Consider the following 13,272-nt stretch of genomic DNA (forward strand, 5'->3'; position numbering starts at 1 on the left):
CGGCCGCGGACCAGAGGTGCCGGGGCGGTGCACGGGCGATCGGCGGCCGTCCGCCTCGGCGGGGTCGGGAGACGGGGACGCCCAGGCCGGCTCGCACAGCTTTTCGCGTGGTGACGAGACCGCTTCGGGCGCGCATGCGTGAGTATGGGGTGGGCCTGCCATGCGTGATCGGGGCGGGAAACGGGCGAGGGGGAGTCGTGGGTGAGGCCGGGCGGCACGGGGACTCGGTTGACGAGCTGATCGCCGGGGCGCTGGCGGCGTTGGGGCGGCGGGACGGCGCGGGGTTCCGGTGGCGGGCGGACCAGTTGGTCGCGCGGCCCGATGAGGCGGCGCGCGGCGCCGTGGACCGCGCCCTGTTCTCCCGGCTCGTCGTCACCGTCGGCTACGCGTGGCACAACGGGTGGCAGCCGGCCGAGCTGGTGCGCCACGTCCGGCGGGAGAGCGGCACCGGAGCCGACGACGGGGCCGTCCACGGGCGGGTGGCCGCCGACGCGGTCGCGGCGCAGATGCGCCGCTACGACGCCGCGACCGTCGACGAGCGCTGGGAGGCGCAGCTGGCCGCCCTCGACGCGCGCGTGTGGTGGGCCTCCGACGACGACTACGTGCGGGAGTGGAGCGTGCGCGAGGGCGCCCGGCGCGCCGAATGGGTGGAGTACGCGCTCGAAGCGCTGCACGTGCTCTCCGCGCTCCCTCCGCTCGCCCCGCTGTGCCCGCCTCCCGGCAGGGCCCGCCGGAGTCCGGCGGCGGAGCCGACGCGGCGCGCCCCGGTGGAGCAGCGGATGCTCGACCGGGTCCGGGCGCTGCTGGCCAAGGCCGAGTCCACCGAGTTTCCCCGGGAGTCCGAGGCGCTGACCGCGCGGGCGCAGGAGCTGATGGCGCGGCACAGCATCGACCACGCGCTGCTGGCGGCCGAAGCCGGGGACGACGGGGACGGCCCGGCGGGGCGCCGGGTGCCCGTCGACGACCCCTACCCCGAGTCCAAGGCGGTCCTGCTGGACGCGGTGGCCGAGGCGAACCGGTGCCGCGCGGTCTGGGACCAGCGGCTGGGGCTGTCCACCGTGATCGGCTTCGCCGAGGACGCCGACGCGGTGGAGCTGCTGTTCACCTCGCTCCTGGTCCAGGCCACCACCGCGATGACCAAGGCCGAGGCCGCGCAGCGGACCAAAGGACGCAAGCGGACCAGGACGTTTCGCCGGTCGTTCCTGCACTCCTTCGCCCAGCGGATCGGTGAACGGCTGGCCGGAGCCGCCGACTCGGCCGCGAAGCAGGCCGCGGCCGAGTCGGCCGGACGGGACCTGCTGCCGGTGCTCGCGGTCCGGGAGCGGGCGGTCGAGGCGGCCGCCGAGGAGATGTTCCCGGAGACGGTGCGCAGCAGGGTGCGCGGCGTCCACGACCGGGAGGGCTGGATCTCGGGCCGGGACGCCGCCGACGCGACCCCGCTGCGCGGCCGCTGATGTGCCGGGTCGCCGGTTCGGTAGGGATCGCCGCCGGGAGCCGGAGACCTCGGGTGGCCGTGATGCCGGTGCCACCCGGACGGGGCGAGCACGGCGCAGACCGCACGGCCGCCGAGCCCCGGACAGCGACGGGGGTGCCCAGCGAGTACCCCGGGATCGTGGAGCGCTCGCCCCGGCGTCCACCGCGGTGCGCACGAGCGCGTCGGCCAGGCCGTCCAGGGTGAGCGGCCCGAAGTCGGCGTCGATGCCCCCGCCGGTGCGGGTCGCGGGTTCACGCGCGGTTCCAGCGGGTGAAGCCCCCGTCCAGCGGCCGCGCCCGGTAGCCGTGCTCGCGCAGCAGCCGCACGGCCTCGGGGGAGACCACGCAGTAGGGCCCCTGGCAGTAGGCGACGATCTCGGCGTCCCGCGGCAGCCCGGCCGGCCTCTCGTGCAGCTCCTCCATCGGGACCGACGCCGCGTCGGGCACGTGGCCCGCCGCGTAGTCCTCCGCCGGGCGCACGTCGATGACCACGAGGCCGGGGTCGCCGAACCGCTCCCGCAGCTCCGCCGCCTTCATCGGGCGCATGACCGCGGGGTCGCCGAGGCGGGCCGCCACCGCGTCGCGCAGGTCGGCCAGCCGGTCCTCGGCGAAGTCCTGGAGCCGGCCGAGGAACTCCGACACCCCGGGGTCGGCGGTCCGGTGGTGGACCCGCGTCCCCTCCTTCCGGCCGGTCACCAGGTTCGTGCCGCGCAGCCGCTGCTGCGACTGCGCCGAGGTGTTCTTCAGCGGGATCCCGGCCTCCTCGGCCAACTGCTCGACGGTGTACTCCTTCTGGTCGAGCAGGCGCAGCCGCACCGGGCGGGACAGCGCCTTGCCGATCCGCGCGAGCTGGGCGTAGACCGGCTCCTCAGCGACCCCGGCCGTCGATGGGCACCTCACCGCGCAGGAATTGGACGTACCTCTCGGCGCAGGCCTCGACGACCCGTTTGGCGTCCCGGCGCAGCACCGGCCCCCACCAGCCGCCGTAGACGCGGTCGAACCGGTAGGGGCGCACCGCCTCGACCACGCCGCGCACCCCGCGCTCCGGCATCGGCAGCCGGTTCGGCGCGCTCCACGCGAAGGTGACCCGGTCCTCGCCCGGGGTCACGAAGACGGTGTCGCCGACGAGCAGAGCGCCGGCGCCGTCGGCCCCCTCGGCCCAGTGCAGGACCGAGCTGCCGGGGAAGTGCCCGCCGCACTGCACGAGGGTCACGCCGGGCAGCACCGGCAGCGAGCCCGACCACGTCCGGACCGCGGGGGTCGGGCGGCCGAGCCAGGCGACGTCGACCTCGGGCAGCAGGATCTCGGCGTCGAAGGCGCTGCTCCAGTCGGTGATCGCGCCGTACATGTGGGGGTGGCTGGAGCTGACGGCGCGCAGCCCGCCCGCGTCCCGCACCGCCTGGACGGCCTGGTCGTCGATAAAGCCGGGCGGGTCCCACAGCAGGTTGCCCTCTGACGTGCGGACCAGCAGCGCCCGCTGGCCGACGCCCAGGTCCGGCCGCACGCCGATGCCGATCAGGTCCGGCTCCACCTCCCGGATGTCGGTGCGGTATCCGGACGCGGCGAGTTCGGCCATGGTGGTCCACCGCTGCCCGGCCGGAGGCACCCACTGGCGTTCGTCCGCGCAGATCGGGCAGGTGTCGGGCGGCGATTCGGCCTCGGGGGAGTGGCCCCCGCAGGTCGGGCAGATCCACACCGGCCGGTCACGCGCTTCGGATTCCATGGCTATATATCTAACGAACTTTAGAATAATGGTCGAGGATCCCCGTGTGCCGCGGCGGTTCCGCCGCTGTGGTCGCGCCCGGCCCGAACGCGACCACAGCGGCGAGAGGACCGCGGGTCAGCGCCGCCGACCGGGGTCGTCCCCGCCCGGGGCCTGAGGCGGGCGGACTTCGGGGCCCTGCTGCGCGCGGCCGCGCTTGCGGCTGGCCTGGTACTGGCTGGAGTAGGCGGCCTTGGAGACGCGCTTGGCGTCGTCGCGCCGGGCCCGGCGGGCGAGTTCACCGAGCTCGTCGAGCTGGGCGTCGACGTCGTCGCGCATGCCCGCGGGGGCGCTCGGCCGCCCTTCGGCGAGCCTGCGGCGCGCGGACTCCAGCTTCGCCGCGGCCGCCTCCCTGTCCCCGCTCTGCAGCGAGGCGGCCGCCTCGCGCTTGGCGGTCTGCGCCTCCTGGTAGGCGAGTTCGGTGCGCACCGTCGGGTCGGGGATCCGGCCCGCCGCGTCGTCACCGGGAACCACGTTGACCGAGACCGGCAGCGAGACCGTGTACGTCGTCAGCGACGCCGGATCGACGTAGGTGACCTCGACCGATGCCACCTGCGCCGCACCGAGCGCCGCCGTGCCGGGGACGTCGACGCGCAGCAGCAGCCGCCGCTGCTCACCGGAGTGGAGGTCGCCGAGCTCCACCATGACCGACCCGTCGTCCAGCCGGGCCGAGGGGAGTTCGCCGACCACCGACACCGACCGCGCCGCTCCGACGGGTGCTGCCCGCAGCGACGCGGCCTGGGCGGTCTTGTCGAGCAGGTGGTCGACCTCGCCGGCGATGAGCTCCCCGGCGGTGTCGGGCTCCTCGGCGAACAGCGCGCTGCCGGTGCCGCCGTCGGAGACCGCGCCCAGCAGCTCCTCGTCGTAGCCCAGGCCGTAGCCGAGGGTGCCGGTCGCCACCCCGTGCCCGTGCGCCGAGCGCGCGCACTCCGCCAGCCGCCGGTGGTCGGTGATGCCCCGGTTGGCGTGCCCGTCCGATATCAGCAGCAGCGTGGCCCCCCGATCACCGGAGGCGCGCCGGGCCTCCTGGATTCCGCGCAGCAGTCCGCTCGACAGGTCGGTGGCGCCGCCGGGTTGCAGAGCGCGGATGCGCCGCTTGACCTCGGCCTTGTCCGTCAGGGGCCCGGCCGGGACCTCGACCCGGGCCTGGTGGTCGAAGCTGACCAGGCCGAAGTCGTCGGTCGGGTCGAGCCGGTCCACCAGCTCCAGCAGGGCGCGGACCGCGCCGGCCAGGCGTCCCCGCCCCATGGAGCCGCTGCGGTCCAGAACGATCTGCAGCGTCGCGGGCGGGCGCTTCGCGGTCGGCTTCTCCGGGGCGGTGACGCCGAGCAGGGCGGTCACCGCATCGGCGGAGTCCACCGGGACGACGTCGAAGTCGAGCAGGGCCGATACGTGCACGGGCGGGACTCCTTCGATCAGGGGAAGGGGAACACGTCCGCCAGTACAGCACGCGACACCGACAATCGCCCGCCGCAGCGGGATCCCCGGTGGCCGGAGCCGGTCGCCGGCGGTACGGACGTCTTGTGCCGCGCCTCAACGCCGAGACCGAACCGCGACACAGATTGCGGCGGGAGAGGCGCGTCGCCATCGGGCGGTGGTCTCAGGGCCCGCACGGGCGGGGCCGGCGGCGGCCGCCGCGGAAATCTCCCGGACGCGGGGGATTGACCCGGTGGCGGCGCGTTCTTAACATTCCACGCAAGGTGAATCGATTCGACGCACCCGTGCGGGCATCTGTCGAATCGATTCGATTGCGGAAGAGAGGTGCGGCCGTGGCCACGATCAAGGACGTCGCCCGTGCGGCGGGGGTGGCGCCGAGCACGGTCTCCTACGTGCTCAGCGGTTCGAGGAAGATCTCCGCCGAGACCCGCGTCGCGGTGCAGGCCGCGATCGAGGAGCTGGGCTACCACCCCAACGCCGGGGCGCGGTCGCTGCGCAGCACCCGCACCAACGTCATCGCCCTCGCGCTGCCCCTGCCCTCGCGCGGCTACCTGCCGGTCGGCGGGCGCTTCACGTACGGCCTCGGTGAGGCCGCCGGCGAGCACGGCTACGACCTCCTGCTGATCACGGCGGCCGGAGGAGGGTCAAGGGGGCCCGGCCTGGAGAGGGTCGCCCGCAGCAGGCTCGCCGACGCGGCCGTGCTCATGGGCGTCGAGATGGAGGACCCCCGGATCGGCGCCATGCGCGCCCTCGGCTTCCCTGTGGCGGTCCTCGGCCGCCCCGCTGACGAGTCCGCCGCCCCGTGGGCCGACCTCGACTGGGAGGAGGCCGCAGCGGCGTCGGTGCGGACGCTGCACGACGCCGGCCACCGCCGCATCTGCTACCTCGCGACGGTCGAGGACGACATCCGCAGCCGCCGCAGCTACTCGGTGCGCGGCATCGACGGCGCCGACCGGATCGCCGCCGAACTCGGCGCGCAGATCCCGGTGTGCCCCTCCAGCGGCGACCCCGAGGAGCTGCGCCGCCGCCTGGACGCCCTGTTCGACGCCGAGCGGCCGCCGACCGCGCTCGCCGTCCAGCACCCCGCGGCGATCCCGGGCATCCTGCGCCACCTGGCCGGGCGGGGGCTGCAGGTCCCCAGGGACGTCTCGCTCGTGGCCATCGGCAACTTCCCCGAAGACCTCGGCGGGCTCGATGTCACCCGCATCGAACTCCCCGTCCAGGAGATGTCGGCCGCCGTGACCCGGCTGGCCGTGGCGGCGATCGAGGGGGCCGGCGACCCCGGTCCCGCCGCCCGCTCCTCTGCCGGACACGTGCTGATCCCGCCCCGGATCACCCGGGGCGGCACCGTGGCGCCCGCGCCCTGAGCCCCCATCCCCCATCGCGATCCGAGAGACCCCGCTGGTCGACGCGGGCGGCCCGCCGGTCGCCCGCCCGTCCCGACGACGGAGAACCCCCATGAGAGACCGCCCCCTCCGCCCGCCGCCGGCCGCGCCCGTCATCGCGGCCGCCGCGGCGCTCGTGCTCATCGGCGCGGGCTGCGCCGCCGAACCCGACCCCGACGTCTACACGGTCATGAACTCCAACACCGACGAGCCCTACGCCACCTGGGACCAGGAGGCCATGGACCGCTGCGGCGACGAGATCGGCGTGCGCGTGCAGCAGATCAGCGTCCCGGCCGACCAGCTCGTCCCCAAGGCGCTGCGCATGGCCTCGTCGAGGTCCCTGCCCGACGTCCTCACCATCGACGGCTCGGACCTGCCCCAGTTCGCCGCTGCCGGGGGGCTGGTCCCCCTGGAAGAACTCGGCCTGTCGACGGAGACGCTGTCCGAGGGCGCGGTCTCCTTCGGCAGCTACGAGGGCACCTACTACGGGGCCGCCCGCGCGGTGAACTCGCTGGGGCTCTTCTACAACGAGGAGATGCTGGCGGAGGCGGGCGTCGAACCGCCGGAGACCTGGGAGGAGCTCGGCACGGCGGCGGCCGGGCTCACCGAGGGCGACCGCTACGGCCTCGCGATCAGCGCCCTGGCCACCGAGGACGGGGTCTACCAGTTCCTGCCGTGGCTGTGGTCCAACGGCGGCGACGAGCGGGAGCTCGACTCGCCCGAGGCGGTCGAGGCGCTGGAGTACGTCACGTCGCTGATCGACGGGGGCTCGGCGTCGCGGTCGGCCGTGAACTGGACCCAGGCCGACGTCAACGACCAGTTCATCGCGGGCAACACCGCCATGATGATCAACGGCCCGTGGCAGATGCCGGTACTCAAGGAGCACCCCGAGCTGGACTGGGCCGTGGTGGAGATCCCCGTGCCCGAGGCCGGCGGCACCCCGGTGGCCCCCATCGGCGGGGTGACCTTCACGGTCCCGGTCAACCGCGACCACCCGGAGCGGGAGGAGGTCGCGGCGCGGATCGTCGCCTGTATGACCACCCCCGAGGCGCAACTGGACTGGTCCACCAAGGGCAGCAACGTCCCCGTCGACCCGGGCGCGGCCGAGGAGTACCGCGAGGCGGTGCCCCGACTCGCGGCCTTCGCCGACCAGGTGCAGACCGCGCGCAGCCGGACCGAGTACGTCGGCACCGACTGGAACATCTACTCGCAGGCCATCGGCACCGCGCTGCAGGCGGCGCTGACCGGCGAGGCCGCTCCCGAGGACGCCCTCGCCCGCGCGCAGTCCCAGGTCGAGGCGGAGCTGAGGAGCCGGACATGACGACGATCGCCTCCAACGCGCCCGCCTCCGCTGACCGGGAGCGCTCCCGGACCCCGGACCCCGGCGTCGCCGCCGCGCGCCGCCGGCGCCGGATCCTCTCGCAGTGGCTCTTCATCGCCCCCGCGGTGCTGTACATGCTGGCCTTCTTCGGCTACCCGCTCGTGCGCAACGTCGTGATGAGCTTCCAGCAGTACACGCCGGCCACCTACTTCACCGGTGAGGCGCCCTTCAACGGCCTGGACAACTGGCGCGCCGTCTTCACCGACGCGCTGTTCGGCGCGTCGCTGTGGCACACCCTGCTGTTCACGGTCGGCTCGCTGGCCGGCCAGTTCGCCATCGGCATGGCGCTGGCCGTGTTCTTCTCCCGCCGCTTCCCGCTGTCGGGGATCATGCGCTCGCTGCTCCTGCTGCCCTGGCTGATCCCCATGGTGGTGGCCGGAACCGTCTGGCGCCGCGTGCTCGACCAGGAGACCGGGGTGCTCAACGAGGCCCTGCAGGGGCTGCGGCTCACCTCGTCCACCATCCCGTGGCTGAGCAGCCCCGACTTCGCGCTGCTGTCGGTGGTCCTGGTCAACATCTGGATCGGCATCCCGTTCAACATGGTGATCCTCTACGGCGGGCTGCAGGAGATCCCCAAGGAGATCCGCGAGGCCGCCGTCCTGGACGGCGCGAGCCCGCTGCGGGCGTTCTTCGGCGTCACCCTGCCCATGATGCGGCCGGTGGTGACCGTGGTGCTGGTGCTGGGCTTCATGTCCACGGTCAAGATCCTCGACCTGATCCTGGCGCTCACCAACGGCGGCCCGGCGCACGCCACCGAGACCCTGGGCACCCACACCTACCAGTTGTCCTTCCTGCAACTCGACTTCGGCCAGGGCGCCGTCGTCGGCAACGTCCTGATCCTGATCAGCATGGTCTTCGCGGTGATCTACCTGCGGGCCAACCGCGACGGGCTGGGGAGATGATGAGCATGCGCATGACGCGCACCGACCGGCTGAACGCCCTCAGCCTCGCCTTCGGCGTGATCGTCCTGGCCGTCCTGCTGTTCCCGCTGTACTGGATGATCAACACCGCCCTCCAGCCCGGCGCGGCGATGGCCGAACTCAGGTGGGTCCCGCAGACGCTGGACCTCGGCAACTTCGGCCGCGCCTGGGAGTCCCAGGCGGGGAACCTGCTCACCAGCATGCTGGTGGCGCTGGGCGCCGTCGCCGTGTGCCTGGTCGTGGCCGCACCCGCGGCCTACGCCCTGTCCCGGCTCCGGCTGCGCGGCGCCCGCACGGTCGTCTTCGGCACCCTGATCACCCAGATGGTGCCGGGCATCGTCGTCGCCAACGCCCTCTACAACGCCTACGTCGAGCTGGACCTGGTCAACTCCTACCTCGGCCTGGTCCTCGCCGACGCCTCGCTGGGCATCCCCTTCACCATCATCCTGCTGCGGGCGTTCATGGTGTCGATCCCCGAGGAGGTGCTGGAGGCCGGGATGGTCGACGGCGCGGGGCGGCTGCGCGTCCTGCTGAGCGTCGTCGTGCCGATGAGCCGCAACGCGCTCATCACCGGCGGGCTGTTCACCTTCCTCTTCGCCTGGAGCGACTTCCTGTTCGCCCTGACGCTCAACACCACCGACGCGGTGAAGCCGGTGACGCTGGGCATCTACGAGTACATCGGCGCCCACGTCGGCGACTGGGGAGCGGTGATGGCCGTGGCGACGCTCTCCTCGATCCCGGCCGCGATCCTGCTCGTCGTCGCGCAGAAGTACGTGGCGGCCGGGATATCGGGAGGGTCGATCAAGTGAGCCGGCCACCTCGGATCATTCGACGGGGAGAAGCCGGGTGCCGTTCACAGGCCCTGCTGCACCCCTGTCGGCCCGGTGAGGCCGTCGTCGGCGCGCTGACGGCAGCCTTCCCACGCCATCAGTGGTGCACGGAGAGGTGCGGCCACGACTCCGACCCCCATCGACGATCCCAGCCCCCTTCGACAGAGCACATCGAGCACGGACACGAGGACAGCGCACCATGACAGCAAGCGACCCGCCCGCCCTGCCCGCCGACTTCCTCTTCGGCACGGCCACGGCCTCCTACCAGGTGGAGGGGGCCGTCACCGAGGGCGGCCGACTGCCCTCCATCTGGGACGCCTACTGCCGCACGCCCGGCAGGGTGGCGCGCGGCGAGACCGGTGACACGGCCTGCGACCACTACCACCGCTACCCCGAGGACATCGCGCTGATGAAGGAGCTGGGGGTGGGCGCCTACCGCTTCTCCACCGCCTGGCCGCGCATCAGGCCCGCCGGGGACGGCCCCGCCAACCCCGAGGGGCTCGCCTTCTACGACCGCCTCGTCGACGAGCTCCTCGCCGCGGGCATCGAACCGATCGTGACGCTGTACCACTGGGACCTGCCGCAGGCGCTGGAGGACCGCGGCGGCTGGCGGGTGCGCGCGACCGCCGAGCGCTTCGCCGAGTACGCCCGCATCACCGCCGACCACCTCGGCGACCGGGTGCGGCGCTGGATCACCCTCAACGAGCCGTTCTGCTCCTCCTTCGTCGGCCACGCCGTGGGGCGGCACGCCCCCGGCACCCGGGAGGGCACCCCGGCGCTGGCGACAGCGCACCACCTGCTGCTCGCGCACGGTCTGGCGGCCCGGGAGCTGCGCGCCTCGGCCGCCGCCCACGGGCGCCCGGTCGAGGTCGGCATCACGCTCAACCTCGATCGGCTGGTCCCGGCCACCGACTCCGCCGCCGACCGCGCCGCCGTGGACCGGGCCGAGACGCTGCACAACCGCGTCTGGACGGAACCGCTGCTCAACGCCTGCTACCCGGACAACGAGGCCGAGACCTGGGGCGAGCTCGCCGACGGGTCCTACCGCGCCGAGGGCGACCTGGCGACCATCTCCCAGCCGCTGGACTTCCTCGGCGTCAACTACTACCGGCCGACCAAGCTGCGCGACGCGCCGCACCGGGAACCCGACCCCGCCCGCCGCACGGCGATGGACATCCGGACCGAGGAGGTCCCCTTCGAGGGGGTGCGCCACACCACCATGGGCTGGCCGGTGGTCCCCTCCACGTTCACCGACCTGCTCGTCGACCTGCACCGGCGCTACCCGAACCTGCCGCCCGTCCTCGTCACCGAGAACGGGTCGGCCGAGGAGGACCGGGTGGACGCCGACGGGCGGGTCCGCGACACCGACCGGATCGACTACGTCCGCGACCACCTGCACGCCGTCGCGGCGGCCATCGAGGCCGGGGTCGACGTCCGCGGCCACTTCGTGTGGTCCCTGCTGGACAACTTCGAATGGGCCTACGGCTACGACCGGCGCTTCGGCATCGTCCGGGTCGACTACGACACCCTGGAGCGCATCCCCAAGGACAGCTACCACTGGTTCAAGGAACTCATCGGGCGGCACGCGGCGCGGCACGGCGCCGCGACGGCCTCATAAGGCCGGAACCGCACCGACGAGAGGGGCCCGGGTCGGGGCGGCGGCCACCGGCCGCCGTTTTCGGCCCGGGCCCGCACCACCCGCGCGACACCACACGAAGGCGGCCGATGAAGTTCACCGATGGGTTCTGGCAGATGCGGGACGGCGTGCGCGCCCACTACGCGCGCGAGGCCCGCGACGCCCGCGTCCTCGACGACAGGATCACCCTCTACGCCCCCGTTCGGGAGACAGCCCACCGGGGCGACACCCTCAACACGCCGCTGCTCACCGTCGACTGCTGGTCGCCGGCCCCCAATGTGATCGGGGTGCGGGTCACCCACCTGGCCGGAGGGGTGCGCCCGAACCCGGCCTTCGCGCTGTCTCCCGGCACCGGTGTGGTCGCCAAGACGGCCAGGGACGGCTCGATCGTCGAGCTGTCCAGCGGGGCGCTGTCGCTGCGGGTCGACACCGAGGGGCCCTGGCGCCTGGACTTCCGCGCGAACGGGCGCACGCTCACCTCCGTCGACGAGCGCGGCATGGGGTTCGTGGAGACCGACGACGGGGCGCACCACATGCTGACCCGGCTCTCCCTGGGCGTGCGCGAACTGGTCTACGGCATGGGCGAGCGCTTCACCCCGTTCGTCCGCAACGGCCAGACCGTGGACATCTGGCAGGCCGACGGCGGCACCAGCAGCGAGCAGGCCTACAAGAACGTCCCCTTCTACCTGACCAACCGGGGCTACGGCGTCCTCGTCGACCACCCGGGGGCCGTCTCCTTCGAGGCGGGCTCCGAGGCGGTGGGCCGCGTGCAGTTCAGCGTCGAGGACCAGTCCCTGTGCTTCTACGTCGTCTACGGGGGGACGCCGAAGGGGGTCCTGGCCGGCTACACCGCGCTCACCGGCCGCCCGGCGCTGCCGCCGCCGTGGTCCTTCGGCCTGTGGCTGTCCACCTCGTTCACCACCTCCTACGACGAGGAGACCGTCAGCACCTTCGTCGACGGCATGGCCGAGCACGACATCCCGCTGAGCGTCTTCCACTTCGACTGCTTCTGGATGCGCGAGTTCCACTGGTGCGACTTCGAGTGGGATCCGGAGGTGTTCCCCGACCCCGAGGGCATGCTGGCCCGCCTCAAGGAACGGGGGCTGCGCGTCTGCGTGTGGATCAACCCCTACATCGCGCAGCGCTCCGCACTGTTCGAGGAGGGGACGCGCCTGGGGCACCTCGTGCGGCGGCCCGGCGGCGACGTGTGGCAGTGGGACAAGTGGCAGGCCGGGATGGCGCTGGTCGACTTCACCAGCCCCGAGGCCCGCGAGTGGTACGCCGACAAGCTGCGCGCGCTGCTCGACATGGGCGTGGACGCCTTCAAGACCGACTTCGGCGAGCGCATCCCCACCGATGTGCGATGGGCGGACGGCTCCGACCCGGAGGGCATGCACAACTACTACACCCAGCTCTACAACCAGACGGTGTTCGACGTGCTGCGGGAGGCGCGCGGCGAGGGCGAGGCGGTGCTGTTCGCCCGGTCGGCCACGGCCGGCGGCCAGCAGTTCCCGGTGCACTGGGGCGGCGACTGCGGCTCCACCTACGGGGCCATGGCCGAGAGCCTGCGCGGCGGGCTGTCGCTGGGCCTGTCCGGGTTCGGGTTCTGGAGCCACGACATCGGCGGGTTCGAGGGCACCCCCGACCCCGGCCTGTTCAAGCGCTGGCTCGCCTTCGGCCTGCTCTCCTCGCACAGCCGGCTGCACGGCAGCCGCTCCTACCGGGTGCCGTGGGCCTTCGGCGAGGAGTCGGTCGCGGTGGCCCGCGCGTTCACCCGGCTCAAGTGCGAGCTCATGCCCTACCTGTTCGGGGCCGCCGTGCAGGCGCACGAGCAGGGGGTGCCGGTGATGCGGGCGATGCTGCTGGAGTTCCCCGACGATCCGACCTGCCACCACCTCGACACCCAGTACATGCTCGGCGGCGACCTGCTCGTCGCGCCCGTGCTGAGCGAGGACGGGTCCGTGGAGTACTACGTCCCCGAGGGGGAGTGGACGCGCCTGCTGACCGGCGAGACCGTGCGGGGACCGGCCTGGCGGCGCGAGACGCACGGCTACGACTCCCTGCCGCTGCTGGTCCGCCCGGGGGCCGTGCTCCCGGTCGGCGCGGTGGCGACCCGGCCCGACTACGACTACCTGGACGGGCTGACCCTGCGCGTGCACGGCGCCGTCGAGGCCGCGGAGAGCGGCGGGCGGGAGCTGAGGCGGGCCGTGGTGCCCACCGCGGAGGGCCACCGGGCGGCGGCCTTCAGGACATGGGCCGGCGACGGCGCCGTCACCGTCGAAGTCCACGCCGAGGACCCGCCCGCCTGGAACGTACTCCTGGTGGGCGTGCACGGCACGGGAACGGTCGAGGGCGCCTCCCGCGTCACCGACACCGAGGCCGGCGTCCGCGTCGCGGTGGAGGCGGGCACCCGCAGGGTGCGGGTCGGGCTGCGCTGACGGCTGAGGA

Annotated in this window: 10 protein-coding genes; 7 read left to right on the plus strand and 3 right to left on the minus strand. The window is 73.5% G+C overall.

Translation table 11 applies throughout. The features are described from left to right. The first annotated feature begins 197 nt into the window (after window positions 1-197). On the plus strand, window positions 198-1,454 hold the full coding sequence (locus HDA32_RS05710; protein WP_312863055.1) for a DUF2786 domain-containing protein: 1,257 nt from the start codon (window positions 198-200) through the stop codon (window positions 1,452-1,454). Window positions 1,455-1,725: 271 nt separating this feature from the next. Here the strand turns inward: HDA32_RS05710 and HDA32_RS05715 are convergent, their stop codons facing one another. The 3 genes from HDA32_RS05715 to HDA32_RS05725 all read right to left on the minus strand — a co-directional run bounded on the left by HDA32_RS05715 (window position 1,726) and on the right by HDA32_RS05725 (window position 4,633). Continuing rightward, window positions 1,726-2,373: an ArsR/SmtB family transcription factor gene (locus HDA32_RS05715; RefSeq protein ID WP_179642203.1), complete on the minus strand. Its 648-nt coding sequence runs from the start codon at window positions 2,371-2,373 to the stop codon at window positions 1,726-1,728. Then, window positions 2,342-3,196, minus strand: coding sequence for an MBL fold metallo-hydrolase (locus HDA32_RS05720; RefSeq protein WP_179642204.1), 855 nt, complete (start codon window positions 3,194-3,196; stop codon window positions 2,342-2,344). The genes HDA32_RS05715 and HDA32_RS05720 overlap by 32 nt, the downstream gene beginning before the upstream one ends. 117 nt (window positions 3,197-3,313) lie before the next feature. Continuing rightward, on the minus strand, window positions 3,314-4,633 hold the full coding sequence (locus HDA32_RS05725; RefSeq protein ID WP_179642205.1) for a VWA domain-containing protein: 1,320 nt from the start codon (window positions 4,631-4,633) through the stop codon (window positions 3,314-3,316). A 371-nt stretch (window positions 4,634-5,004) separates the two neighbouring features. Between HDA32_RS05725 and HDA32_RS05730 the strand changes: the two genes are divergently transcribed. The 6 genes from HDA32_RS05730 (at window position 5,005) to yicI (ending at window position 13,262) form a co-directional block, all read left to right on the plus strand. Beyond that, the gene (locus HDA32_RS05730; RefSeq protein WP_179642206.1) at window positions 5,005-6,039 is read left to right on the plus strand and encodes a LacI family DNA-binding transcriptional regulator; all 1,035 of its coding nucleotides are present in this window, start codon (window positions 5,005-5,007) and stop codon (window positions 6,037-6,039) included. Between the two features lie 91 nt (window positions 6,040-6,130). Beyond that, window positions 6,131-7,378, plus strand: coding sequence for an ABC transporter substrate-binding protein (locus HDA32_RS05735; RefSeq protein WP_179642207.1), 1,248 nt, complete (start codon window positions 6,131-6,133; stop codon window positions 7,376-7,378). After that, a complete protein-coding gene (locus tag HDA32_RS05740; protein ID WP_179642208.1) occupies window positions 7,375-8,340 on the plus strand; it encodes a carbohydrate ABC transporter permease in 966 nt (321 codons plus the stop codon). Before HDA32_RS05735 ends, HDA32_RS05740 begins: the two co-directional genes overlap by 4 nt. Before the next feature lie 5 nt (window positions 8,341-8,345). Further along, window positions 8,346-9,167 (plus strand): carbohydrate ABC transporter permease, encoded by an 822-nt coding sequence (locus HDA32_RS05745; RefSeq protein ID WP_246334247.1) that lies wholly within the window; start codon window positions 8,346-8,348, stop codon window positions 9,165-9,167. 220 nt (window positions 9,168-9,387) lie between these two features. Continuing rightward, the gene (locus tag HDA32_RS05750; protein ID WP_179642210.1) at window positions 9,388-10,806 is read left to right on the plus strand and encodes a GH1 family beta-glucosidase; all 1,419 of its coding nucleotides are present in this window, start codon (window positions 9,388-9,390) and stop codon (window positions 10,804-10,806) included. A 107-nt stretch (window positions 10,807-10,913) separates the two neighbouring features. After that, the gene (yicI, locus tag HDA32_RS05755; protein WP_179642211.1) at window positions 10,914-13,262 is read left to right on the plus strand and encodes an alpha-xylosidase; all 2,349 of its coding nucleotides are present in this window, start codon (window positions 10,914-10,916) and stop codon (window positions 13,260-13,262) included. Window positions 13,263-13,272: the final 10 nt, after the last annotated feature.

The sequence above is a fragment of the Spinactinospora alkalitolerans genome (genome assembly GCF_013408795.1).
Taxonomy (GTDB): Bacteria; Actinomycetota; Actinomycetes; order Streptosporangiales; family Streptosporangiaceae; genus Spinactinospora; species Spinactinospora alkalitolerans.

Bases quoted from the DNA above. Each gene is read 5' to 3' on its own strand.
- HDA32_RS05745 (WP_246334247.1), top strand. From the start codon at position 8,346: ATGCGCATGACGCGCACCGACCGGCTGAACGCCCTCAGCCTCGCCTTC.
- yicI (WP_179642211.1), top strand. From the start codon at position 10,914: ATGAAGTTCACCGATGGGTTCTGGCAGATGCGGGACGGCGTGCGCGCC.
- HDA32_RS05740 (WP_179642208.1), top strand. From the start codon at position 7,375: ATGACGACGATCGCCTCCAACGCGCCCGCCTCCGCTGACCGGGAGCGC.
- HDA32_RS05720 (WP_179642204.1), bottom strand. From the start codon at position 3,196: ATGGAATCCGAAGCGCGTGACCGGCCGGTGTGGATCTGCCCGACCTGC.
- HDA32_RS05750 (WP_179642210.1), top strand. From the start codon at position 9,388: ATGACAGCAAGCGACCCGCCCGCCCTGCCCGCCGACTTCCTCTTCGGC.
- HDA32_RS05735 (WP_179642207.1), top strand. From the start codon at position 6,131: ATGAGAGACCGCCCCCTCCGCCCGCCGCCGGCCGCGCCCGTCATCGCG.